This window comes from Ruegeria sp. HKCCD8929, from assembly GCF_013031405.1.
GTDB lineage: Bacteria > Pseudomonadota > Alphaproteobacteria > Rhodobacterales > Rhodobacteraceae > Ruegeria.
On the sequence record NZ_WPZY01000014.1, the window covers coordinates 49,607 to 69,604 of the forward strand.

Below are 19,998 nucleotides of genomic sequence, written 5' to 3' on the forward strand. Positions count from 1 at the left end.
CTTGTGTCAGGCCACAGGCACCGGCGGTGTTCTGCTAGTCAATTGTGCATCTCGGACCGGATCTGCTGGCGCAACACGTCAATCGGTACCGTCTTGCCGTCGCGCTTGAAGCACCAGTAAGTCCAGCCGTTGCAAGAGGGGGCGTTTTCCAGATGCGCGCCCACCTGATGGATCGAGCCTTTAACGTTGTCGCCAACCAGGGTGCCGTCAGCGCGCACCTTCGCCTTGTGACGCTGGTTCATCGAATAAAGCTCTTCACCCGGGCGCAGCATCCCGCGCTCGACAAGCTGGCCGAAGGGTACACGCGGTTCGGCGCGTTTCGAGGCACTGACCTCCAACGCTTCGCGGTCGAATTTGCGGATCTTGGCGATGCGCTTCTCGGCCACCTTGCGGTAGCTTTCCTCGCGCTCGATGCCGATGAATTCTCGGCCCAGCATCTTGGCAACCGCTCCGGTAGTGCCGGTGCCAAAGAACGGGTCCAGCACTACGTCACCCGGATTGGTCGAGCCGATCAGCACCCTGTGCAACAGCGATTCCGGCTTTTGCGTCGGATGCGCCTTGTCGCCATTTTCGTCCTTGAGCCGCTCATGCCCTGTACAGATTGGCAGCACCCAGTCGGACCGCATCTGCACGCCCTCGTTCAAGGCCTTCAGCGCCTCATAGTTGAACGTGTATTTCGCGCCTTCCTGTTTGCTGGCCCAGATCATCGTCTCATGAGCATTGGTGAACCGCTTGCCGCGGAAATTTGGCATCGGATTCGACTTGCGCCAGACCACGTCGTTCAGAATCCAGTAACCCGCATCCTGCAGGGCCGAGCCCACGCGGAAGATGTTGTGATACGACCCGATCACCCAGATCGCGCCGTTGGGTTTCAGCAGCCGGTGCGCCGCTTTCAACCAGTCGCGGGTGAACTTGTCGTAGACCGCAAAGCTGGAAAACTGATCCCAGTGATCGTCAACCGCATCCACCTGAGAATTATCCGGGCGGTGCAACTGGCCCTTGAGCTGCAGATTATAGGGCGGGTCCGCAAAGATCAGATCGACCGACGCCGCAGGCAGACTGTTCATCACTTCGATGCAGTCACCGGAAAGAATCGTGTTCAAAGGGAGCGCAGCTGCTGCGCCCTTGGTCTTGGTCGTTGTCATTTCACTGCCTCAGGTTCCACGGCGCTTTTTGCGCTCATTTGGTTGAGACAAGGATGAGTCAAACCGGATTCGCGGTCAAATTCTTTTTTGAATCAGTTACTTACGATTTACTCTTGATACAAGATATTGTGGACCGGTTTGAACGAACGTCTATGATGTGGGGTCACCCCAAGATTTCGGAGCGCTTCGCGGTGGTGTTTGGACGGATAACCGGCATTCGTCTCCCAGCCATAGCCGGGGTGCTGTTGCGCCAAATCCACCATCACTTGATCACGCCATATTTTCGCCACAATTGAGGCCGCCGCAATGGAAACCGACCGGGTGTCGCCCTTGACCACTGCCTGGCTGGGCACACCAAGACCACGGGGAATCATGTTGCCGTCGATCAGCAGGAAATCAGGCGCGGGGTCCAACGCGGCCACGGCCCGCTCCATCGCCAGATGCGCAGCCCGCAGGATGTTAAGCTCGTCGATCTCTTCGACGCTGGCCTGCCCCACCGAAACCTCAGCCTGTTGCCGCAGAGCCAAATCCAATGCTTCGCGGCGTTTGGCGGTCAGTTTCTTGGAATCGTTCAGGCCCTCGGGAATGCGATCAGGATCAAGGATGACCGCCGCCGCCGCGACCGGTCCGGCCAACGGCCCCCGGCCCACCTCGTCCACGCCCGCAATGCGAACATATCCCCGCGCCCGCAACGCCTGCTCCAGATCGTAATTCGGTGTCGTCATGCCAGTGGCAAATCGCGAATCCCACGCCAAATCAAGAAAAAAGAGAGGGCGGTCTGACCGCCCTCTCCCACGGCGCTTCTGTGGCGCCGCTCCTGCTCGGAAACTCAGTAACCGCCGACCACTCGGTAACCGTGCTGACGAAGGCAGCGAGGTTCATAGGCTTTGCGAACGCGTTCGCCATTCCAGAACCCGACCTTGCAGGACTTCGGCAGGCTGTTGGTGTGCCTGTAGTGCCGTTTCAGGCATTTCTGCCCGAGCAGCGGATGATGACGTGAATACCGCTTGAATGTACGCAGGCAACGCTGCGGCAGGTCGTACCGTGCGACGCGCGGCGGCAGTGGGCGGCGGGTAACCGGGCCGGGATCAGGATAGTCCCGAATACGATAGTCGTGCCTTGCGCGCTCGCGATCACGCTTCTTGTCATAGTGATGAATAGCCGCCCCAAGGATGGCGATGGCAGCCAGACCGCCGAGAATGTCGTGTGGATCGGCCGCGCGGGCCTGGGACGCAGAGAGGCCGGTAATCGCAATCGCGGTCGAAACAATAAGGGCAATAAATTTGCGGTGCATGGGGTATGTCCTTTCACTTGGGTGGTACGATCCGCATTCGAACCGCGCCGGATATGCCTCAACCCTGGTCCTGACCCCGTCAGACAGGCAATATCGGCCCCGTGTTATCGGATATCATCACGATCAACGCCCTGTGGTTATTGAATATCCCACCATCCCTGCGCAGGATGCAGCGTATGAAACAGTTTCTCTCTTTTTTGGCCCTTGCGGCCCTGATATCGCTCTCGCCCGCAGCCGCGTCGGCGGAATGCTACGCCGACTACAAGGCAAAGCGGGACTCGCCCCTGCGTTTGCACTATGGCGTTATGCAGGTGTCGAATTGTTCACGCAGCGGCGCAAAGGCCGAGGTTTCGGCGCGCTTGCGGTCGGCCGGCTGGACGCTGCTGAACGTGATTTCGGTCTTTGGGCCTGAAGGTCTGCAAAAGAGGAAGGCCAATGCCGGAAAATTCTATCTCCGTTTCTGAGGCGCGGCGTTCGGGAGTACGGCTGGTCGGTGCCGGGATCACCGTCATCGTCTTGATCCTGGCAATCTCTGCGGTCTTTCTGCTGCTGACCCTCCCCGATGCCAACGCATTTAACGCGCGGGTCGAGCGGGTGTTCATCGAAAACGACCTGACCTCGCAGGCCGAGATCAAGCTGCTCGAAATCCTCGCGCAGTCCGGCACCGCCTTCGCCGACACGCTGTCGAGCTACCGGATGGTGATTTTTGTTTTGCTGGTTTTTGCCACCGCGATGATGGTCGCCGCGCTGGTGTTTCTGGTAATGCTCGTCACCCTGAACCGGCGCATGGCGCAAATCGAGCGGACCGGGATTCAGGTAACCTCGCTGCTGATCAGCCGAGAGGAGAACACCGTTTACCTCAACAATATGGATTTCAAGCTGACCGCGGCGGCGATTGAAACGCTCTCGGTTCTTGCCGAAGCACGCCTTGACGACGAGGTTCTGTCGGGTGCCGAGATCGAGGCGACAATATCCGGCAAGGACGCCTCGGACTGCGAAGAGGCGGCAGGCGCCACCCGTATCAAGCGCCTGCGCGATACGCTGGGCAACCAGATGGTCAGTGAGTTGCTCGTCAAGAACATCGCCCGCCGCGGGTACATGCTGGCCATCGAAAAGGATGTCATCCAGATGATCTGAGGGTTGTACCGTTGGCAGTGCCCGCCGGCAACCTGCGTTGGTGTTGCCATTTGACCCTTCCATCCACTCTCATTCGATAAAAACCCTGCGCAGACCTTGGAAATGACCGTGTTCGCGCCCATCCTTAAACAGCGCAGGCGAAAGGGAGGTTACAGATGAACGTCCACGCCACCCCTCAGGTCAAAGGCTATGGCATCGACATTGAGCCGCTTCAGGGCCGTGTTGCAATTTATCGCGGCAATACCCTGTTGGCAGCCAGCACCCATGCCAAAGTGATGTACGAAACCCGGCTGCCGCCCACCGTCTATTTCCCGCGTGAGGATGTGGCGACCGACCTCAGCGACCCGACCGAGTTGCAGACGTTCTGCCCGTTCAAGGGCACGGCGACCTATCGCGACATCGTGCTGGGAGAGGAGCGTCTGGCCAATTCGGTTTGGGCTTACGACGACGCACTGCCCGAAAGCGCTGGGATTCAAGGCCATATCGGCTTCATGCCCGACGCCTATTCCCGCATAGATCTGGGTGAGAATACACTGCGTGAAACGGATGACGGCAATATCAGCGGCCCGTTGATCGACTGGCTGCTGCGCGGCGCATCGGGCCTTGAAAGCCCCGAGGATTTCACGCGGGCCTTGGCGGAGAAGATGCTTGAACACGGCATCGCCATTCAGCGGTTGAGCATCCTTGTCTGGTCATTGCACCCGCTGATCGCGGGCAAACACTATATCTGGGAGAAGGGCGAAGAGGAAATTTCGACCTTCGCGCCGACCTATGAGATTCACAGCCATCCGGCCTACACCAACAGTCCGCTACGCCACGTGTCCAACGGGTTGGGCGGCGTGCGCCAGCGGCTGAACGACGACCAGCCGGAGAACAGCTTTCCGATCATGGAGGATCTGCGCGCCAAGGGGGCGACCGATTATGTTGCCATGCCCATGCCATTCTCGGACGGACGCACCAACGTGCTGACGCTGACTTGCGACCATCCGGATGGCTTCACCACCGAAAATTTGGGCCTGATCTTCGAATGCTCTGCCGTGATCGGACGGTTTTACGAGGTCTTCATGCAGCGCGAAAACGCGCAGACGCTTCTGGAAACCTATGTGGGCAAACGCAGCGGCGCCCGGGTGCTGGGTGGAGAGATCCGCCGCGGCGACGGGGATGAGATTGATGCCGCCATCATGTTCTGCGACCTGCGCGGCTCGACCATGCTCGAAGAGCGTTTGGATCGCGGCGCGTATATTAAACTGCTCAACGAGTTCTTCGAGACCGTATCCGGCATCGTCCATGAGCATGGCGGCGAGGTGCTGAAATTCATCGGAGACGCGGTTCTCGCCGTGTTCCCCGCCGGAGACGACGCGGCGCTGGCACAGTGTCACGCCCTGCGTTCGGCGGTGGAAATCGTCGAGCGGCTGGCCGAGATGCGCAAGTCCGAAACTGACGTGCAATGTGACTGCGCCATCGGACTTGCCTATGGCCGCGTGACCTATGGCAATGTCGGCTCGCAAGAGCGGCTGGATTTCACCGTGATCGGCCAAGCCGCCAATATCGCGGCCCGGCTTGGCGATTTCGGCAAGGTGGCAGGTCACCGTATCGTTGTCTCAAAGGACATCGAGCCGGTCTGCACCGACGCGATTCCGTTAGGTGAGATCCGGCTGCACAACGTGTCGCAACCGGTAAGTTCTTATGCGGTTCGCACCCGTGTGGATGGCGAGGTCTTCCGGGCCAGAACCCACCCCGTCACATATCAATCGGAGACTGATACCGACGCCGCGGCCCAATCGCCGGGCGAATGACGGGACGGCACCTGATAATGTTTCTGGAAAAACTTGAACCGCCAACACATTGCCGCGCTTCGCGCTCTCGCAAGATTGGCGACCAATGATGTTAGGCGTTTCCGCAACGCGTTAGCGGATATTCTGAAGAAGTGTTAACGCGGTCTGCGCCGATGAAAACCCACCGCCCAACGCGGCAATCTGCGATCGCGCCAGATAGGCGGTGGTCAACTGGTCCCGTACGTCGGGGTCGGTGAATTGGTCAATCGTTTCGGAACCCGTCAGCCCCCGCAACTTGTCCTTGAACACGTCGAGCTGCCGGTCGATGTCGAGCTGAGCAAAACTCGCTGGTAGCCCCAAAGCGGTCTCCATCATGCCACGCAGTGGCGACAAGCCCATCAAGTTAAACCACTTTGCATCGTCGCTGATGTCTCGCTGGGCCAGATCCGCCAGCTCATGCTCAGCATAAAGCGCGGTGCGCATCGTATCATCCTGCTCACCGACCGAGATTTCGAACTGCGCCACCTGGTTCTTGCGAACAATCTCTTCCATGTCGGTCAGCAAGCCGGTCTTGGAAAACTCCCCCGGCCCAAGGCCGAAAGCGGACGAGAACTCGCGATACCGTTTGTCCGCCAGACGATTTGCCAGCGCGTCCTGCGACCCCGTACCATCTTCGAGGATCTTGCGAATGAAATAGGTGTTATTGAGATCACCCTCCAACCCAAACGCCCCCAAAGCCACCGACAGCAGGCGCCGGTCGGAAACAAGGTCTTCGGCGGTGTTCACTTCTTTGATCTTATCCAAAAAGTATGCGTTCTCCCGCTGCCGGACATTCGATCCCGAAAAGGCGTCCAGCTGCGCCTGATAGGTGCGCTGCATAAACCGCCATCCAGCGATTCCGGTCGAGATCAAAACCGGCTGATAGGTCATTGTGGGCGAAAGGCCATCAGGCGCTCCTCACGCGGAAGCAGGGTGCGTAGGGCTTTTAGACATTTGTAGTGATGGTTCGCAATCAGCGCATCCGTTGCCTCGGCCAGCGCACGACGACTGTCGCGGTCGGTAAAAATCTGGCTCAGTTCTTCAATCCGCCGCAACTGCGACAGTCGCGTGGTTTCCGCATCGCTGTCGCCTGATAGCACCAACTGCGCCGCGTAGCAGACCCGGCGCACAGGAGTTGTCGCCTCTTCCGGATGGATCGCATCGCGCAGCCGCAAGATATTGGCATCCTGTGTCACGATGGACAAACGCCCGCGGCGATCACCGTTTTCGATGACCGCGCCATTGATCAGAACACGTTCCTTCGGCGCCAGTTTCAGTACCAATCCGCTCATGTCAGGCACCTCCACCGCGCAGGCCACGCATGATGGCCGCATTGATTTCGAGCAAGGGGATCACATTGGCCTCGCGCCGCAGCACCTTGCTGGTGTGGTCATGCGTGAATTCTGCGAGGTAGAACAATTGCGCCCGCAACTGCGAGGTTAGGCCGTTATCCGCGTTAGCAACTTCGGTTGCAAACACGGTCCACATCCGATTGTTGTCATACAGGGCTTCGACCAGTTCCCCAAAGGCCGAATTCCCCTTTTTCGCCGCCGAATGTATCCGGTGCGTGATCCGTGAGATCGCCTCATATTCCATGTTTCTGGGGGTTCGGATCGGAGTGGATGTCGCGGAATAAGCCCGCCGTGCCTGTGTCAGCGCGTTCACGTCATGTCCTTACAATTGAAGAATTCACGAAAGAGAAGGGACCAGGGCGCGAACGCCCTGGTCAGATCGGTTAGCGGAACAGCGACAGGATCGACTGCGGCGCCTGGTTGGCGATCGACAGCGACTGCGTGGCCAGTTGCTGCTGCACCTGCAGGGCCTGCAGACGGGCCGAAGTTTCTTCCATATCTGCGTCGACCAGCGCGCCGATCCCCGATTTGAACGAGTCAGACAGGTTCGAGATGAACTCTTTCTGAGTCTCGATCCGCCCCTGGGCAGAACCGAAGGCCGCCGAGGCGTCGATCGACGTGTCAATCAGCGTCTCGATAGTGCCCAGTGCCGCTGCAGCACCAGCGTCGGTCGACACATCGATTGAGCTCAGCGCAGCAAGGCCACCGGAACCCGCGTTGGTGAACTGGGCCGACACCGTCACGTCACGATCAGCATCGACACCACCCGCACCAGTCACAAAGGACAACGTGCCCGGAGCCGAACTGGAGTCATAGTCGATCTCCACGCCGGTAATCCCAAGTGCATCGATCTGGTTCTTCAACCCGACGGCAACGATGGCATCGGTATAGTTTGCATCATAGGTGCCCGACGGATCCAAATCCCCGGCCTGCACCGTGTAGGACGCAACCTTGTCACCGATGGTGATCGACACAGTGTCACCCGCCGCGAAGTTGTCGGTCGAGCTGTCGATCACGATGTCACCCGAACCACCGGTCTTGTCCATGGTGAATCCAGCAGCGTCATTGTCCGTGGTCGCGTTGTCAGACCCGGCAAGAACGCCCTTGCTGGCATAACCGCCAGTGGACAGGTTCTGACTGGCAACGGAAATCGACGAGGCCGTCACGTTACCGGCATTGTCCCGGTCAAGCGACGCCAGAACCGAGGCGGTACCCGCAGAACCATCGACCAGGTTGAGACCGTTGAATTGCGCGGCCCCGACCACCGATGCGATCTGATCCCGCAGCGCGGTCACGTCATCGTTGATCTTTGCACGGTCGACGTTGTCTTCCTGCGCCGCAACGATCTTGCCCTTCATCTGGGTCAGCAGATCGGTCACGGTTTCAGAGGCGTTTCGCGCCACCGCCACCGTCGATTCTCCCAGCGCCAGACTGTCCTTGATGGCGTTGAAGCCTTTGACATCCGACTCCATTACTTTGGAGATCGCCCAAACGGCCGAGTTGTCCTTGGCAGTAGCGACGTCCTTGCCGGTCGAGATGGCATTCTGGGTCATTGCCAGGTTCTTATTGACCGATTTCAGGGTCTGCAGCGCCACCATTGCGCCGTTGTTTGTCAGAATACTGGACATGTTTCTTTGTTCCTTCAGTCATTGGGCGGTTCACCACCCAGGTTTCATCCCGCAGCAAAGCGGGCGCTATGTCGTTCTGACGTCTGCGAGTTACCGGTTCGGTGTTCGCGCCACCCGTTGTTCAAGGTGCGGGCTCACCTTTGGCCGCTTTCCCCTAACGGATTGCTAAAACGGGCAGGTCGCGTTGTTCGAATTTGATTCAAAGCGGACGCTCAAGCCCGTTTTTCCAGCTTGGCCTGCAGGCGCACCGGATAGCGCTGTTTCTGGCCGGCACTATCATAGGTCTCGAGCCCCTGACTGACCCGGCGCAATTCGGCCATACGGTTGGCAACCGCGCGAATCCCCTCCATCGCGCTGTTCAGAAGCGCCTGGTTGCGAGTGATCTTCTCGTGAACCCGCGTCAGGCGCCGCCCCTCTATATCATCTTGCCCGTTGATCGCCTCGATCAGCTTTTCCTTCTCGGACATCATATTGCCCAGCCGGTCCAGCTCACCATCGATCAGCGCGCTACGCTCAAGATCGAGCAGTTCCTCAAGCGCCGTGATCAGGCCCTTTGACGAATCATGTGGCATTGCCGCTCTCCATCAATGCGTTGAACAAAGTTTCCGACAGTCCGATGCCGCCCGCGCGTGCCAGTTGCTCGGCCTGCTGGCGCACCAGCATCGAGGCGAACTGATCTTCGCCCGCGCCTCCGCCAAATGCCTCGGGTGTTTTTCCGAGGCCCGCAGATCTGAGCATCTCGGCCAGAAAGGCCGCCTCCAGTTCCACGGCGGCATCCCGCAATGCCTCATTTTTTGCCGGGGTGGGTGGCGGCTGCGCGGTTACGGTTGAAGGGGGCTGTATCTTCATCGTTTCCCTCGGGATTTGTCTCGAACTGTCTCGATCAAAATGGAAAGCGGTTAAAATAAACGTAACCCGTTGCGGGCAATGGTTGGGCGAACACTTCAAATCACCGGATACCGATGTTGACGCCGTTATTGAACACAACCTCCTCTGCGAATGGCGGTGCCGCCCTGCAAAGGGATCGTCCCCACGTGGAGGAATCCAAGGGAAAATCCAGCGGGAAGGACTCGTTCGACCGGTTCATGGATGCGCCGGAGGACGAGCGTCCAGATCTTCAGGCGCGGGAGGTGGCAACCGATTCGCCCGATGTGGAGGGCGATACCAGTCCGGATACAGTCCGGGGGCCGACCGAACTCGCCAAGGAACCTGCGCCGGATGCGCTGTTTCTTAACGTACCAGCCAATGCAAGGGAGATTACGCGCGCGCGGGTGGCTTCCGGGGCTGACGACAGTGCAAAAGGCACGAAGCGTGCGGACCCTCAATTAGCGCCGAACATTAGCGCGCCGCCAGCCGCGCAGGCGCATCCTGGCGCTACGAGCTCATCCGAGAACGCGCAATTCAGCAACGGGAAGGTTCACCCGGAACTGGACTCGGCGAGTGGCAAATTTGTTCTCACTGGACCGATGGGCGGAAAGGGTAACGAGGTTCACTCTAGTTCCACCGATCTGTCCGGCACTGTTAAGATGCACGACAAGACTGCGTTCGCAGCGGACGCCGGAGCCACTACACAAAACGTCGCGGCGTTAAGAATGACCACCAGATCAGGCGCGGGCCACACGCGGCCTGAAGCTCAGTTGGCAACTGGTTCCAGCGTGCGCGGCTCGCTTGCGGAATCCACAGCGCGCTCTGAGAGTGCTGTCGTTGAGCCTATCGGTCCGCTGTCTCCAAAAGCCGGTCAGGCCGCCGAAACGTCTTCCCACTCTGCCAGCGTCCAGCCTGTCAGACCGCAAGTTTCGTCAGGACCAGCAGCACCCTCTCCGGCAGTTGTGCCTGACCAAGAACAACGCACCTCTACTGCCGCGTCGCTTGCCGAGGATCTCTGGCTAGAGACGGCAGACCCGGGAGAAACCAGCGGTATTTTGGGATCGTCGCAAGCAAATAGTGCTGACCGGGCTCCGCTCGCGCAGCTTCCTTCGACGCGAGCCGAATTGGCGCGGGCTGTAGCCGGCCAGCTGTCGGCCGCAGTCTCGGCGCGCGCCGGAGCGGGTGTCGTGGACATCACGCTCAATCCGGAAGAGTTGGGGCGGGTCTCGATGGCACTGAGCACGCGCGACGACGCTTTGATCTTGTCGATTTCGTCCGAACGGCCGGAAACCTTGGATCTGATGCGGCGCCATATCGCGGAACTGTCCACTGAATTCCGAGAACTGGGATACGAATCAGTCGCGTTCGAGTTCGGTACGGCAACCGGAGATACCGAGAACGCTCCGCAAAACCCTGAAGGTGAAGCGACCAAATCCGGGCACGATCCGGGTGACCAGCAACCATCGCCCAACGCCCCGCAGCGAATCGGCGGGCCAGGCGTTGACCTGAGGCTTTGATCTATGACCACACCTGTTGGAAATCCGGTTGGGAACACCACCGGAACCCCTGCCCCCGCTCCGGCAAGCAACACTTCGGCGCTGACATCGGATTTTGAAACATTTCTGAAGATGCTCACCGCACAAGCACGGAATCAGGACCCGTTGGAGCCCTTGGATTCATCGGAATACGCCGCACAGCTTGCGCAATTCTCGATGGTCGAGCAGCAGGTCCAGACCAACAACATGCTGGCCAATCTCGTCAACCAGCTTGGCGCATCCGACATGACGGAACTGGCCGGATGGGTCGGCATGGACGTGCGCGCGCTGGCTCCCGCGCATTTTTCCGGCGCGCCGGTTACGGTTTCACCCACAGTGCACAATACGGCGGACAAGGCGTATCTGAATGTCCGCGACAGCACGGGCACTGTGGTCGAACGCTATGAAATTCCGGTCTCGGCGCAGTCCATCACCTGGGATGGAACCGATGATGCCGGGGCATCTTATCCGTCCGGCCTCTACACGTTTTCGGTCGAAAGTCACAAGGATGGGACAATGATCGCCGACGATCCTGTCGCAACCTATAACCGGGTGACCGAAGCGCAGATCCAGGATGGTGACATTATCCTGACACTGGCGGGCGGGCAGGTCATCCAGTCTTCAGTGGTTACCGCCGTGCGCGCAGGGAGTTGATCTGGGCACCGGGACAGGTCAAACCATACCTGTTCCCGGGCAATCTGCCCGCTCAAGCTGCGGAGCACGACACTGCAACCCGACACACCTCCTCCGAGTGCCCTTGTCGCCCAGCTCCACGCGCAGGGGTTGGCTGGCGATTCCGACCGGTTCGAGACGCTCTATGGCGGGCGAACCAACCGGGTGTGGAGGCTATTGGGCACTGAATGCGACCGGGTGCTGAAGCTTTATCAGACCGGTTTTAGGAACCCGCTATTCCGCAACGATGCGAGGCTTGAGGCGGCATGTCTGCGGGCATTCGAGGGCACCGGTTTTGCACCGCGCCTAAGAGCGGCAGGGCAGATCGGCGCAGAAAGTTGGGTGCTTTATGATCACGCGCCCGGAACTCCCTGGCGGAAAAACCCGGAAACAGCCGCCCGTGTTCTTCGGCAGGTACATGCGCACCCGACGCGGGTCGAGGCACCAAAGGGTTGCGATGGCAGCGACGATCTGGCCCGGCATGGCGCGCGGATCGCGTGTTTGTGCGATCCGGATGACCGCCACGCCCTCGACGCCTTGCGCCCCGACGTTGTTATACCTCCTGCACAAGAACTCTGCTTGATCCACGGCGACCCGGTGGCGGGCAATATTCTGGTGGCGAACGGGAAGGCGACCCTGATCGACTGGCAGTGCCCGGCGCTGGGCGATCCCTGTGAGGATCTGGCGCTATTCCTTTCTCCCGCCATGCAGCGACTATACCGAGGCAATCCTTTGACCCAGGCCGAGATCGGCCGGTTTCTCGCCGCCTACGGCGCAACGGAAGTCGTAGATCGATATCATGCGCTTCGCCCCTGGTATGCATGGCGTATGGCCGCCTATTGCCTGTGGCGCAGCCGGAACGGGGCATCAGACTATGCGTCCGGGTTCGAGTTGGAGCTGGAAACGCTCAAAATAGGGTAAACGGTCAGAGATCGCTCAACGCGAGAGCGGCGTAGATCGGCGGCATCAGGACACGGCGAAAGCGACCCAGCGGGAATCGCTTTGGCGGCTGCGACAGGACCGAGGGAAGGGCCGTTGGCCCGCCCAGCGCCAGTTGCGCCAGCGCCCGCCCACAATAAGTGCCCATAGCGACACCGTTGCCGTGATAAGCCAGTCCGGCGAACAGGCCGGGCCGACCGGGAACCGGGCCAACGTAGGGCTTGAGGTCGCGCGACAGACAGACAAGGCCCGACCACATGTGGCTGGCCTCGACACCGGTCCAGGCCGCGAACATCCGGTCGAAATCGCGGCGGACCCGGGCGCGGATCGCGGCCTCGGCCCGGGGTGAAGACATCAGCCCGCCGCGCATCCCAAACAGGAACCGGCGGTCGGGCATGAGCCGGAAATAATGCAGCAGGTTGCGTGTGTCGTAGCACATCTGGTCCGAGATCCACCCCTGCGCCTGCAACTCGGCATCGCTGAGCGGGCGGGTGACCATTATCGTCGATTGTGCGGGCATGTAGCGCCCGGCCAGCCAATCCGGCACATCCTCGCTAGAATAGCCATTCGTGCAGATCAGGACCGTCTCGCACTCCACCCGGCCCTTCGGCGTCGCAACAGCGTGCCTTTGATCCGTTCGTGTAATCGCAGTGGCCGGGCTTTGGGCGAACAGGCTGCCCCCGGCATTCCGCACCGCGTCCGCCAGCCCGAACAGATATTTGCGCGGGTTCAAACCGAAGCCAACAGGGGTTGTGTACCCACCATGAAACGGCCCGCCAAAGCCAAGGCCGGGCAGGTCTTCAGCCTCGTGCAGAACACCTTCGTCGCTGGCTGAACGCCGCAACGCCTCCATCGCGCGCGGGGTATGGGCCAACTGGGTTTCGCCCTTGGAATGGGTGTCCGCCTCGATCCTGTACCGGGCCAGAAGATCGGCCACCAAAGCGACCGCGTCACGCTCGGCCTGTGCGTAGGCATCTGCGGCGTCGGCTCCATATCTGCGGGCCATGGCGGGATAGTCGAGTTTGGAGCCGCCCAGACAGCAGAAGCCACCATTTCGGCCCGAGGCGCCCCAACCGGGCGTCTCGGCCTCAAGCACAACAACCGAGGCCCCTTCCTGGGCAAGATGCAAAGCTGCCGAGAGGCCGGTGAAACCGCCACCTATCACAGCGACATCCGCGTTAACTTTCCCAGCCAGCACCGGCCAATGCGGCGCAGCTATGGTCTCGTTCCACCAGCAGCCCTCACGCGGACCGGGGCCGTAGGTGTAGGAAGGGAAGATCCGTATCATCATGCGCGCACGGCAGCCTGCTCTTCCTGTTTCTGCCGGACCATGGCGCGTTTGGTCACCAGCGAGGCAGTGATTACACCCATGGTCACGATGGCAATCATGATGGTCGAAAGTGCGTTGATCTCGGGGCTCACGCCCAGACGCACGGCTGAGAAGATCTTGATCGGCAGCGTGGTCGCTGACGGACCGGACGTGAAGGACGCGATAACCAGATCGTCAAGCGACAGGGTGAAGGCCAGCAACCAGCCCGAGATCACCGCCGGGGCGATGATCGGCAGGGTCACCAAACGGAACGATTCGGCCGGCGAACACCCGAGGTCCAACGCCGCCTCCTCCAGTGAGCGATCAAAAGTTACCAGCCGCGAGGAGACAACCACCGAGACGTAACACATCGAAAAGGTCGTATGCGCCAGCACGATAGTCAGCACGCCCCGGTCCAGTCCGATGCCGATGAACAGGAGCAGCAGCGCCAGGCCGGTGATCACCTCGGGCATCACCAGCGGTGCGTAGATCATGCCGGAGAACAGCGTGCGTCCCAGAAATCGCCCGCCGCGCACCAGCACGTAAGCCGCCATGGTGCCTAGGATCGTCGCCAGCGTGGATGAGAACACCGCCACCTTGAGCGTGACCCACGCGGCGTTCAGAAACGCCTCGTTCCGGATCAGTTCACCATACCATTTGGTTGAAAACCCGGCCCAGACCGTCACCAGCTTGCTTTCGTTGAAGCTGTAGACGATCAGGATGATCATCGGGATGTAGAGAAACGCAAAGCCCAGCGTCAGCGAGACCGCGTTGAACCAGCTTAGTCTGTTCATTGCTCAGCCTCCGCCTGTTTCTGCTGGTTGCGCTGGAACAGCACGATGGGGATCACCAGGATCAGCAGCAGCACCACCGCCACGGCGCTGGCGACCGGCCAGTCGCGGTTCGAAAAGAACTCCTCCCACAGCACCTTGCCGATCATCAGCGTGCCCGAACCACCCAGAAGCGAGGGGATGACGAATTCACCGATCACCGGGATCATAACCAGAAAACAGCCCGCGATGATGCCGGGGCGCGAGAGTGGGATGGTGACGAGCCAGAACGCCTGCACCCGTGAGCATCCCAAATCTTCGGCCGCTTCGATCAGCGATCCGTCCAGCCGGTCGAGCGCGGCGTAGATCGGCAGGATCATGAACGGCAGATAAGTGTAGACGATGCCGATATAGACCGCCGTGGGCGTGTTCAGAATGGTGAGCGGGGCCGAGATGATCCCGGTCCACAGCAGGAACTGGTTCAGAACCCCTTCGTTGCTGAGGATGCCCATCCATGCATAGACGCGGATCAGGAATGAGGTCCAGAAGGGCAGGATCACTAGCATCATCAGCGTGGGGCGCCATTCCTCGGGCGCGCGGCCCATGGCGTAGGCGATGGGGTAGCCGACAATCAGCGTCAGCAGGGTCGAGACCACCGCGATCCTGACGCTGGAGAGGTAAGCTTTCCAATACAGGTCATCCTCGGTCAGGAAGATGAAATTCTCGAAATCCAGTTCGCGCAAGAAAGCCCAGATACCCTCGGCCCAGTCGAATTGCGGCATGTAGGGCGGGCGGGCGATGGCCGCATCGGACAGCGAGATTTTGAGGACGATGACAAAGGGTACCAGAAACAGGGCCAACAGCCACAGATAGGGAACGGCGATCAGAAAGGCGCGGCGCATCAATTCGCCAGCAGAACGCCTGCGGTGGCGGTCCAGGACAGCCAGACAGGGTCTTCCCAGGTGTAGGACCGGCGCGAGATGCGGCGGGTATTGGCGGTCTGCGCCTTGATGATGATGCCGTTGGGCAGTTCGACATAGTAGGTCGAGAGATTGCCCAGATAGGCGATGTCATGCACCTTACCCTGCACCGCGTTGGCGGCGTCAGAGGGACGTTCGGCGGTGATAGCCACCTTCTCCGGCCGGATAGCCAGATGACAGGATTGCCCGGTGTCGAAACCGTTGTCTGAGGCGGCGGTCAGCGCCTCCTGCCCTTCGGCCCAGTCGATGTGATAGCCGTCGCCGCCATTCTGCCGCGCGCGGCCCCGAATGATGTTCACGTCTCCGATGAAATCAGCCACGTAGACCGAATTCGGGGTTTCGTAGATCCGGTCCGGTGTCGCCACCTGCATCAGTTGACCCTGATCCATGACGGCGACGCGGCTGGCCACGGTCATCGCCTCTTCCTGATCGTGGGTCACGATCACGAAGGTGGTGCCAGTTTTTTCCTGAATATCCATCAGCTCGAACTGGGTATCCTGCCGCAGCTTCTTGTCGAGCGCCCCCAGAGGTTCGTCCAGCAACAGCAGTTTGGGCGCCTTGGCCAGCGACCGCGCCAGCGCCACCCGCTGGCGTTGACCACCGGAAATCTGGTGCGGCTTGCGGCGGGCGAACTGCTCCAGCCGGGTCAGCCGCAGCATCGCTTCCACCCGCTCTTCCAGATCGTGTTTGGGCATGCTGTCCCGGCGCAGGCCGAAGGCGATGTTTTCCCAGACGCTGAGATGTGGGAACAGCGCATAGGACTGGAACATCATGTTCACCGCGCGCTTGTTTGGCGGAATCGGGTCGATATCCTGCCCGGCCAGCATAATCTGGCCCTCGGTCGGCGTCTCGAACCCGGCCAGCATCCGCATCATCGTGGTCTTGCCGCAGCCCGACGGGCCGAGCAGGGCAAAGAACTCCTTTTCGAAGATATCCAGCGACAGATTGTCGATAGCGGTGAATTCGCCGAACCGCTTTGTCACGTTACGGAACTGGATCAGCGGCTTCTCCCCGGGATCGTCCCAAGGCGCAAAAACTGAAGTGTTCAAATCGAATCCCCGCGAGCTGACTGTGTCGATTGAGGTCAGGCTGGCGGGGCAGCAGACTGCCGCCCCGCCGCGTCAGGTTCGGATCAGGTGCCCGACTTGATCTTGGTCCACAGCCGCGTCACCGTGCGCTGCGTTTTCGCCGGATAGGGCGTGGTGGTGTAGAGGTTCTGCATCGTCGCGTCGTCCGGATAGATCGCGCTGTCGCCGATCACGCCCTCTTCCAGAAACTCCTGCGCGGCCTTGTTGCCATTGGCGTAGTAGACATAGTTCGATGCCGCCGCCATGTTCTGCCCTTCCATGATGAAGTTCAGGAACTTGTGCGCGCCCTCCGGATTGGGGGCATCCACCGGGATGGCCATCTGGTCGAACCACATCAGCGAGCCTTCCTTGAAGGCGTGATATTCGATCTCGACACCATTCTCGGCTTCGGCCGCACGGTCCCGCGCTTGCAGCACGTCACCCGACCAGCCCACGGCCACGCAGATATCGCCATTGGCCAGTGCGTTGATGTATTCCGAGCTGTGGAATTTCTGGATATGGGGGCGCACTGCCATCAGCACCGGTTCGGTCTTGGCGATCACGTCCTTGTCGTGGCTGTCGGGGTCCTCACCGATGTATTGCAACGCCATCGGAATGATCTCGGTCGGGGCATCCAGGAAATGCACACCACACTGGCTGAGCTTTTCCATGTTCTCGGGCTTGAGGATCAGGTCCATCGAGTTCAGCGGCGCGTCCTCGCCCAGAACCTCCTTGACCTTGTTCACATTGACGCCCAGCCCGGTCGAGCCCCACATATAGTTGATCGAATAGGCGTTGTCGGGGTCGTATTGCGCTGTGCGTTCTTTGATGACCTCCCACATGTTTCCGGCGTTGGACAGCTTGGCCTCATCGAGCTTCTGAAAGGCCCCCGCCTGAATCTGCCGTTGCAGAAAGGTGCCCGTCGGCACCACCACGTCATAGCCGGACCCGCCTGCCAGCATCTTGGTTTCCAGCAACTCGTTGCTGTCAAAGACGTCGTAGATCAGCGTCAGGCCGGTCTCTTCCTCGAATTTCTTCAGCAACTCTTCATCAATATAGTCGGACCAGTTGTAGACCCGCACCTCTTCGGCAAAGGCCGCCGAAGTCCCCAACGCAATCACAGCTGTGAGTGTCAGCGTCTTGATCTTCATATTCTTCTCCCTGCGATTTGACGGGTATTCTCCCGTCTGCCGGGATTTGATCAAGTTTTGCCTTCTGCGGCAACAAAATTTATGGTTTCATGGGTGTAACACCCGCCGTTTCAGCCCTCCGGACCGAGGTAACCCTGTTGAATATGATCAAAAATAAGGCTCAGGAAACAGATCGTGAAGAGGGCAAACGCCCTGCGCACGAGCAGGTTTACCAAACTCTCAGGTCCCAGATTCTGTTCGGAGAGCTGGTTCCGGGGCAGGCGGTGACCATTCAGGGGCTGACTGATTCGCTCGGCGTCGGCATGACCCCGGTGCGCGAAGCAATCCGCCGTCTGATCTCGGACGGGGCCTTGATGTTCCAGGGCAACCGGAGGGTCAGCGTGCCGGTGCTGTCCGATGGCGATATCGAGCAACTGATTTACGTAAGGAAATCAATCGAATCTGAACTTTCCCGCCGCGCAGCACAGCACATGGGGACAAGTGAAATCAATCAGGTCGAAGCCATCGACCGCGCCCTTGACGCCGCCATTCAGGCCGGTGATGTTAGCGGGTATCTGCGTTACAACCATGCCTTTCACGCGACGCTCTATGCCCAGGCCAATGCACCGGTTCTGAGCGATCTGGCCGAACGACTCTGGTTACGGTTCGGGCCTTCGCTACGCATGGTTTGCGGGCGATTTGGCACCCAGAGCCTGCCAGATCGGCACAAGGACATCATTAGCGCCCTCAGGGGCGGCACGCCGGATGACGTCGCACAGGCCGTGGCGCAGGATGTAGAACAGGGTATGGAACTGATGGGCGGCGTCTCGACGAAACGCACCCCTCAATCATCATTCGATTGACACCGTAAAATTTGATCATATTGTGTCTCTTGGCCCCTTTTCCGGAGGAGAGATTCCGATGTCGACCATCACCAACCACATGCCCACTGCCGAGTTGCAGGCATTGGATGCCGCTCATCACATGCACCCGTTTTCCGCCAATGGCGAACTGGGCCGAAAAGGCGCACGCGTCATCACGCGCGCCAAGGGCGTCTACCTGACCGACAGCGAGGGGGAGGAGATCCTGGACGGAATGGCCGGGCTTTGGTGCGTGAATGTCGGTTACGGCCGTGACGAACTGGCCGATGTCGCCGCGCGACAGATGCGCGAGCTGCCGTATTACAACACATTCTTCCAGACCACCCACGTGCCGGCCATCGCCCTGGCCGACAAGATCGCCAACCTGGCGCCGGGGGATCTAAACCACGTCTTCTTTGCCGCCGGTGGGTCCGAGGCGAACGATACCAATATCCGTCTGGTACGCACTTATTGGGCGACCAAAGGCAAGCCGGAAAAGTCGATCATCATCAGCCGCAAGAACGCCTATCACGGCTCGTCCATCGGCTCGGCCTCGCTGGGCGGTATGGCGGCGATGCACGCGCAGGGCGGCATTCCGATCCCCGATATTCACCATATCAATCAGCCCAACTGGTGGGCCGAAGGCGGCGACACGACGCCCGAAGAATTCGGCCTTGCCCGGGCCCGCGAACTGGAAGAGGCCATCGAGGAACTGGGCGAAGATCGCGTTGCCGCCTTCATCGCCGAACCGGTGCAGGGTGCGGGCGGCGTGATCGTGGCACCCGACACCTACTGGCCCGAGATCCAGCGCATTTGCGACAAATACGACATCCTGCTGATCGCGGACGAGGTGATCTGCGGCTTTGGCCGCACCGGCAACTGGTTTGGCTCGCAGACCGTCGGCATCAAGCCGCATATCATGACTATCGCAAAGGGCCTGAGTTCCGGCTACGCGCCCATCGGCGGCTCGATCGTCTGTGACGAGGTGGCCGAGGTCATTGGCAGCGGCGATTTCAACCACGGTTACACCTATTCCGGCCATCCCGTCGCCGCCGCCGTGGCGCTGGAGAACCTGCGCATCCTCGAGGAAGAGGACATCATCGGCCACGTTCAGAATGTCGCCGCGCCTTATCTCAAGGAAAAGTGGGAGGAACTCGTCGACCATCCGTTGGTGGGCGAGGCACGGATCGTCGGCATGATGGCATCAATCGCACTGACCCCGAACAAGGCAACCCGGGCGAAATTCGCATCCGAGCCAGGCACAATCGGCAATATCTGCCGGGACCGCTGTTTTGCCAATAACCTGATCATGCGCCATGTGGGCGACCGACTGATCATCTCTCCCCCACTGATCCTCACACCGGCGGATATTGACGAGATGTTCGTTCGCATCCGCAGATCGCTGGACGAAGCACATACCGAGATCCTGGAAAAAGGGCTGATGAGAGAGGCGTCGTAACGCCAAATTGAATTGCGGTGGAGTCTTTGCCGGGGGCCGA

Annotated in this window: 22 protein-coding genes; 8 read left to right on the plus strand and 14 right to left on the minus strand. The window is 60.0% G+C overall.

The genetic code is table 11. The annotated features are described in order from the left end of the window. Positions 1-38: 38 nt before the first annotated feature. From GOX53_RS19095 to GOX53_RS19105, 3 genes are all read right to left on the minus strand, one after another. Entirely contained in the window at positions 39-1,145 is a 1,107-nt protein-coding gene (locus GOX53_RS19095; protein ID WP_171179159.1) for a site-specific DNA-methyltransferase, read from the minus strand. A 107-nt stretch (positions 1,146-1,252) separates the two neighbouring features. Beyond that, positions 1,253-1,870: a ribonuclease HII gene (locus GOX53_RS19100; protein WP_171179161.1), complete on the minus strand. Its 618-nt coding sequence runs from the start codon at positions 1,868-1,870 to the stop codon at positions 1,253-1,255. Between the two features lie 104 nt (positions 1,871-1,974). Next, positions 1,975-2,439, minus strand: a complete 465-nt coding sequence (locus tag GOX53_RS19105; RefSeq protein WP_171179163.1) for a hypothetical protein — start codon at positions 2,437-2,439, stop codon at positions 1,975-1,977. Between the two features lie 176 nt (positions 2,440-2,615). Between GOX53_RS19105 and GOX53_RS19110 the strand changes: the two genes are divergently transcribed. From GOX53_RS19110 to GOX53_RS19120, 3 genes are all read left to right on the plus strand, one after another. After that, the gene (locus GOX53_RS19110; RefSeq protein WP_171179164.1) at positions 2,616-2,903 is read left to right on the plus strand and encodes a hypothetical protein; all 288 of its coding nucleotides are present in this window, start codon (positions 2,616-2,618) and stop codon (positions 2,901-2,903) included. Continuing rightward, a complete protein-coding gene (locus GOX53_RS19115; protein ID WP_171179166.1) occupies positions 2,875-3,576 on the plus strand; it encodes a hypothetical protein in 702 nt (233 codons plus the stop codon). Before GOX53_RS19110 ends, GOX53_RS19115 begins: the two co-directional genes overlap by 29 nt. A gap of 155 nt (positions 3,577-3,731) precedes the next feature. Continuing rightward, a complete protein-coding gene (locus GOX53_RS19120) occupies positions 3,732-5,372 on the plus strand; it encodes a DUF427 domain-containing protein (RefSeq protein WP_171179168.1) in 1,641 nt (546 codons plus the stop codon). A gap of 111 nt (positions 5,373-5,483) precedes the next feature. On the opposite strand, the gene GOX53_RS19125 is transcribed toward GOX53_RS19120, so the two are convergent. From GOX53_RS19125 to GOX53_RS19150, 6 genes are all read right to left on the minus strand, one after another. Continuing rightward, positions 5,484-6,230 (minus strand): DUF1217 domain-containing protein, encoded by a 747-nt coding sequence (locus GOX53_RS19125; RefSeq protein WP_254446632.1) that lies wholly within the window; start codon positions 6,228-6,230, stop codon positions 5,484-5,486. Positions 6,231-6,277: 47 nt separating this feature from the next. Beyond that, entirely contained in the window at positions 6,278-6,682 is a 405-nt protein-coding gene (flbT, locus tag GOX53_RS19130) for a flagellar biosynthesis repressor FlbT (RefSeq protein ID WP_171179170.1), read from the minus strand. A 1-nt stretch (position 6,683) separates the two neighbouring features. Continuing rightward, positions 6,684-7,055 carry a flagellar biosynthesis regulator FlaF gene (flaF, locus tag GOX53_RS19135; RefSeq protein ID WP_171179171.1) on the minus strand — a complete coding sequence of 124 codons (372 nt, stop codon included), beginning with the start codon at positions 7,053-7,055 and terminating at the stop codon, positions 6,684-6,686. A 70-nt stretch (positions 7,056-7,125) separates the two neighbouring features. After that, positions 7,126-8,370 (minus strand): flagellin, encoded by a 1,245-nt coding sequence (locus tag GOX53_RS19140; RefSeq protein WP_171179172.1) that lies wholly within the window; start codon positions 8,368-8,370, stop codon positions 7,126-7,128. Positions 8,371-8,582: 212 nt separating this feature from the next. Beyond that, a complete protein-coding gene (locus GOX53_RS19145) occupies positions 8,583-8,942 on the minus strand; it encodes a flagellar biosynthesis protein FlgN (RefSeq protein ID WP_171179173.1) in 360 nt (119 codons plus the stop codon). Then, positions 8,932-9,219: a rod-binding protein gene (locus GOX53_RS19150; protein ID WP_171179174.1), complete on the minus strand. Its 288-nt coding sequence runs from the start codon at positions 9,217-9,219 to the stop codon at positions 8,932-8,934. Before GOX53_RS19150 ends, GOX53_RS19145 begins: the two co-directional genes overlap by 11 nt. A 185-nt stretch (positions 9,220-9,404) precedes the next feature. Here GOX53_RS19150 and GOX53_RS30315 point away from each other — a divergent pair, with 185 nt between their 5' ends. From GOX53_RS30315 to GOX53_RS19165, 3 genes are all read left to right on the plus strand, one after another. After that, positions 9,405-10,754, plus strand: a complete 1,350-nt coding sequence (locus GOX53_RS30315; RefSeq protein WP_171179176.1) for a flagellar hook-length control protein FliK — start codon at positions 9,405-9,407, stop codon at positions 10,752-10,754. 3 nt (positions 10,755-10,757) lie between these two features. After that, positions 10,758-11,426, plus strand: a complete 669-nt coding sequence (locus GOX53_RS19160) for a flagellar hook capping FlgD N-terminal domain-containing protein (protein WP_171179178.1) — start codon at positions 10,758-10,760, stop codon at positions 11,424-11,426. Between the two features lie 129 nt (positions 11,427-11,555). Then, complete coding sequence (locus tag GOX53_RS19165; protein WP_254446633.1) at positions 11,556-12,365, plus strand: aminoglycoside phosphotransferase family protein; 810 nt, start codon at positions 11,556-11,558, stop codon at positions 12,363-12,365. A 4-nt stretch (positions 12,366-12,369) separates the two neighbouring features. Here the strand turns inward: GOX53_RS19165 and GOX53_RS19170 are convergent, their stop codons facing one another. From GOX53_RS19170 to GOX53_RS19190, 5 genes are all read right to left on the minus strand, one after another. Further along, on the minus strand, positions 12,370-13,671 hold the full coding sequence (locus GOX53_RS19170) for an FAD-binding oxidoreductase (protein WP_171179283.1): 1,302 nt from the start codon (positions 13,669-13,671) through the stop codon (positions 12,370-12,372). Continuing rightward, a complete protein-coding gene (locus GOX53_RS19175; protein ID WP_171179180.1) occupies positions 13,671-14,486 on the minus strand; it encodes an ABC transporter permease in 816 nt (271 codons plus the stop codon). Before GOX53_RS19175 ends, GOX53_RS19170 begins: the two co-directional genes overlap by 1 nt. Beyond that, complete coding sequence (locus tag GOX53_RS19180; RefSeq protein WP_171179182.1) at positions 14,483-15,364, minus strand: ABC transporter permease subunit; 882 nt, start codon at positions 15,362-15,364, stop codon at positions 14,483-14,485. The genes GOX53_RS19175 and GOX53_RS19180 overlap by 4 nt, the downstream gene beginning before the upstream one ends. Beyond that, positions 15,364-16,491 (minus strand): ABC transporter ATP-binding protein, encoded by a 1,128-nt coding sequence (locus tag GOX53_RS19185; RefSeq protein WP_171179184.1) that lies wholly within the window; start codon positions 16,489-16,491, stop codon positions 15,364-15,366. The genes GOX53_RS19180 and GOX53_RS19185 overlap by 1 nt, the downstream gene beginning before the upstream one ends. Positions 16,492-16,574: 83 nt before the next feature. Beyond that, the gene (locus GOX53_RS19190) at positions 16,575-17,660 is read right to left on the minus strand and encodes a polyamine ABC transporter substrate-binding protein (RefSeq protein WP_171179186.1); all 1,086 of its coding nucleotides are present in this window, start codon (positions 17,658-17,660) and stop codon (positions 16,575-16,577) included. A gap of 143 nt (positions 17,661-17,803) precedes the next feature. Between GOX53_RS19190 and GOX53_RS19195 the strand changes: the two genes are divergently transcribed. Together GOX53_RS19195 and GOX53_RS19200 are read left to right on the plus strand one after the other, a co-directional pair. Beyond that, complete coding sequence (locus tag GOX53_RS19195; RefSeq protein ID WP_171179284.1) at positions 17,804-18,502, plus strand: GntR family transcriptional regulator; 699 nt, start codon at positions 17,804-17,806, stop codon at positions 18,500-18,502. A gap of 58 nt (positions 18,503-18,560) precedes the next feature. Next, positions 18,561-19,958: an aspartate aminotransferase family protein gene (locus GOX53_RS19200; protein WP_171179187.1), complete on the plus strand. Its 1,398-nt coding sequence runs from the start codon at positions 18,561-18,563 to the stop codon at positions 19,956-19,958. The last annotated feature ends 40 nt before the right edge of the window (positions 19,959-19,998 follow it).

Excerpts from the sequence above, each read along its gene's own strand:
- GOX53_RS19150 (WP_171179174.1), bottom strand. The coding sequence starts at position 9,219 with ATGAAGATACAGCCCCCTTCAACCGTAACCGCGCAGCCGCCACCCACC.
- GOX53_RS19125 (WP_254446632.1), bottom strand. The coding sequence starts at position 6,230 with ATGCAGCGCACCTATCAGGCGCAGCTGGACGCCTTTTCGGGATCGAAT.
- GOX53_RS19170 (WP_171179283.1), bottom strand. The coding sequence starts at position 13,671 with ATGATACGGATCTTCCCTTCCTACACCTACGGCCCCGGTCCGCGTGAG.
- GOX53_RS19105 (WP_171179163.1), bottom strand. The coding sequence starts at position 2,439 with ATGCACCGCAAATTTATTGCCCTTATTGTTTCGACCGCGATTGCGATT.
- GOX53_RS19190 (WP_171179186.1), bottom strand. The coding sequence starts at position 17,660 with ATGAAGATCAAGACGCTGACACTCACAGCTGTGATTGCGTTGGGGACT.
- GOX53_RS19200 (WP_171179187.1), top strand. The coding sequence starts at position 18,561 with ATGTCGACCATCACCAACCACATGCCCACTGCCGAGTTGCAGGCATTG.
- GOX53_RS19115 (WP_171179166.1), top strand. The coding sequence starts at position 2,875 with ATGCCGGAAAATTCTATCTCCGTTTCTGAGGCGCGGCGTTCGGGAGTA.
- flbT (WP_171179170.1), bottom strand. The coding sequence starts at position 6,682 with ATGAGCGGATTGGTACTGAAACTGGCGCCGAAGGAACGTGTTCTGATC.
- GOX53_RS19175 (WP_171179180.1), bottom strand. The coding sequence starts at position 14,486 with ATGAACAGACTAAGCTGGTTCAACGCGGTCTCGCTGACGCTGGGCTTT.
- GOX53_RS19100 (WP_171179161.1), bottom strand. The coding sequence starts at position 1,870 with ATGACGACACCGAATTACGATCTGGAGCAGGCGTTGCGGGCGCGGGGA.
- GOX53_RS19095 (WP_171179159.1), bottom strand. The coding sequence starts at position 1,145 with ATGACAACGACCAAGACCAAGGGCGCAGCAGCTGCGCTCCCTTTGAAC.
- GOX53_RS19180 (WP_171179182.1), bottom strand. The coding sequence starts at position 15,364 with ATGCGCCGCGCCTTTCTGATCGCCGTTCCCTATCTGTGGCTGTTGGCC.
- GOX53_RS19140 (WP_171179172.1), bottom strand. The coding sequence starts at position 8,370 with ATGTCCAGTATTCTGACAAACAACGGCGCAATGGTGGCGCTGCAGACC.
- GOX53_RS19160 (WP_171179178.1), top strand. The coding sequence starts at position 10,758 with ATGACCACACCTGTTGGAAATCCGGTTGGGAACACCACCGGAACCCCT.
- GOX53_RS19120 (WP_171179168.1), top strand. The coding sequence starts at position 3,732 with ATGAACGTCCACGCCACCCCTCAGGTCAAAGGCTATGGCATCGACATT.
- GOX53_RS19110 (WP_171179164.1), top strand. The coding sequence starts at position 2,616 with ATGAAACAGTTTCTCTCTTTTTTGGCCCTTGCGGCCCTGATATCGCTC.
- GOX53_RS19145 (WP_171179173.1), bottom strand. The coding sequence starts at position 8,942 with ATGCCACATGATTCGTCAAAGGGCCTGATCACGGCGCTTGAGGAACTG.
- GOX53_RS19195 (WP_171179284.1), top strand. The coding sequence starts at position 17,804 with ATGATCAAAAATAAGGCTCAGGAAACAGATCGTGAAGAGGGCAAACGC.